This is a genomic window from Roseateles sp. P5_B10, from assembly GCF_056400485.1.
Genome location: NZ_JBFULE010000985.1, coordinates 1 through 1,743 on the forward strand (window position 1 = coordinate 1; position 1,743 = coordinate 1,743).

General features: G+C 67.3%; 3 protein-coding genes. 2 read left to right on the forward strand and 1 reads right to left on the reverse strand.

Translation table 11 applies throughout. The features are described from left to right. The coding region (locus tag AC1DU6_RS30010; protein WP_477861686.1) for a helix-hairpin-helix domain-containing protein at positions 1-530 on the forward strand (530 nt) is incomplete at its 5' end. 15 nt (positions 531-545) lie between these two features. Here the strand turns inward: AC1DU6_RS30010 and AC1DU6_RS30015 are convergent. After that, on the reverse strand, positions 546-1,331 hold the full coding sequence (locus tag AC1DU6_RS30015; protein WP_457352748.1) for a carbonic anhydrase: 786 nt from the start codon (positions 1,329-1,331) through the stop codon (positions 546-548). Positions 1,332-1,535: 204 nt separating this feature from the next. On the opposite strand from AC1DU6_RS30015, the gene AC1DU6_RS30020 reads away from it, so the two are divergent. Then, the coding region (locus AC1DU6_RS30020; protein WP_477861688.1) for an epoxide hydrolase N-terminal domain-containing protein at positions 1,536-1,743 on the forward strand (208 nt) is incomplete at its 3' end.

Sequence of the window (1,743 nt, forward strand, 5' to 3'; positions counted from 1 at the left end):
TTGACGCGCTGGAAAAGAGCAAGACGCCCACGCTCGCGCGCTTCCTGTTTTCGCTCGGCATCCGCCAGGTTGGCGAGACGACGGCCAAGGAGCTGGCGCGGCACTTTGGCACGCTGGACAAGCTGATGAACGCCAGCGTCGAGCAATTGCTCGAAGTGCCTGATGTCGRCCCCATCGTCGCGGCCAGCATCCACACGTTCTTCGCCCAGCCGCACAACCGCGAGGTCGTCGAGCAGCTGCTGGCGGCCGGCGTAAGCCCGAAGGAAAGCGCGGGCGAGGCCGACGACCGGCCGCGGCCGCTGCTGGGCAAGACGCTGGTGTTGACAGGCACGCTGCCGACACTCTCGCGCGACGAGGCCCAGGCCTTGATCGAGGAGGCGGGCGGCAAGGTCAGCGGCTCGGTGTCGAAGAAGACGAATTACGTCATCGCCGGCGAGGAGGCCGGCAGCAAGCTGGAGAAGGCCCGCAGCCTCGGCGTCCCCGTGCTCGACGAGGCCGGCCTGCGGGCCTTGTTGGAGACGGGCGCCTGAGCAGCGCCCGCCCGCTCACTGGCTGACCTGGATGACCCGGCCGTTGAGCGGCTGCACGGGTCGGGCGTTCATTGCATAGACGCGGCCGAAGCGGGCGATCTGCTCGGCAGACACCTGCACCGGCGTCTTCAGCACGAACCAGCTGACGCCTTCGCTGCAGGGCGGCGTCGTCAGCGAGCCGGCGAAGCTGTAGTAGGCGCGGTTGTCGGGCAGCAGGGCGTTCAGGTCGATGCCAAGGCCGGCGACGCTGGACTCCTGCTCCTTGGCCTTGGGCAGGTTGTCGAACACGGCCTGGATCAGCGGCAGCCTGGCACCCTTGTCCATCAACACCGCCACGACGGCCAGCTTGCCGTCCTCGCTCTTGTGAACGAGATGAGCCACGAGCGGATAGGCCTTGCCGTTCACCCGTTCCTCACTGGGCTTGTGGAAGTGGAACTGCAGCAGCTCGTAGCGCTTGTCGCCGACGGTGATCGAACTGCCCGGCGCGATGTTGACCTGCACGGTGTGGCCGTTGTCGATGATCTTCAGCGGCGTGGGCTTGTAGTCGAAGCTGATCGCGGGCAGGGCAGCCGACTGGACGTCGGTGGTGCGGATGTCGATGGGCGACTGGGTCTGCCCCATCGCGCAGGTGCCGAACTTCTCGTCGACGCTGGCCCATTTGGCCGGCCCGGTCACGCCGCTGTAAGTCCAGTGGGCCGGGTGCTGGCCGGGGTGTGCGGTCGCCGTTTCGGCGCAGAAGCCGGCGGCTGGCAGCAGGGCTGCCGTGAGCGCGATGGCGTTGAGCTGGGAAATCCTTTTCATGTGCGGCTCCTTGAGTCTTGGAAGTACGCCGCCGCGCGGGAGGCGGCGCCGGTCATTGTGTGACGAGAGCCGCCGCCCTGGCGACAGCTTCCGGACAGCCGGTGGATGAAGAAATGCAAGCGCCCCGTGGCGGGTTTTTACAAGACCCCAAACCGACCGCTGCGGACACTGGGTTCCATCGATTCACCTCACCTGGAGCCCACCATGACCGCTGCCATCCGCCCCTTCCACATCGACATCCCGCAAGCCGCCATCGACGATCTGAAGCAGCGCCTGCGCCAGACGCGCTGGCCGCAGGCCGTGGCGCAGGACTGGAGCCGCGGCCAGCCCGTCGCTTTCGTCCGTGAACTGGCCCACCAGTGGCTGAACGGCTTCGACTGGCGCCAGCAGGAAGCCGCGCTGAACCGCCACC

Bases quoted from the DNA above. Each gene is read 5' to 3' on its own strand.
- AC1DU6_RS30015 (WP_457352748.1), bottom strand. From the start codon at position 1,331: ATGAAAAGGATTTCCCAGCTCAACGCCATCGCGCTCACGGCAGCCCTG.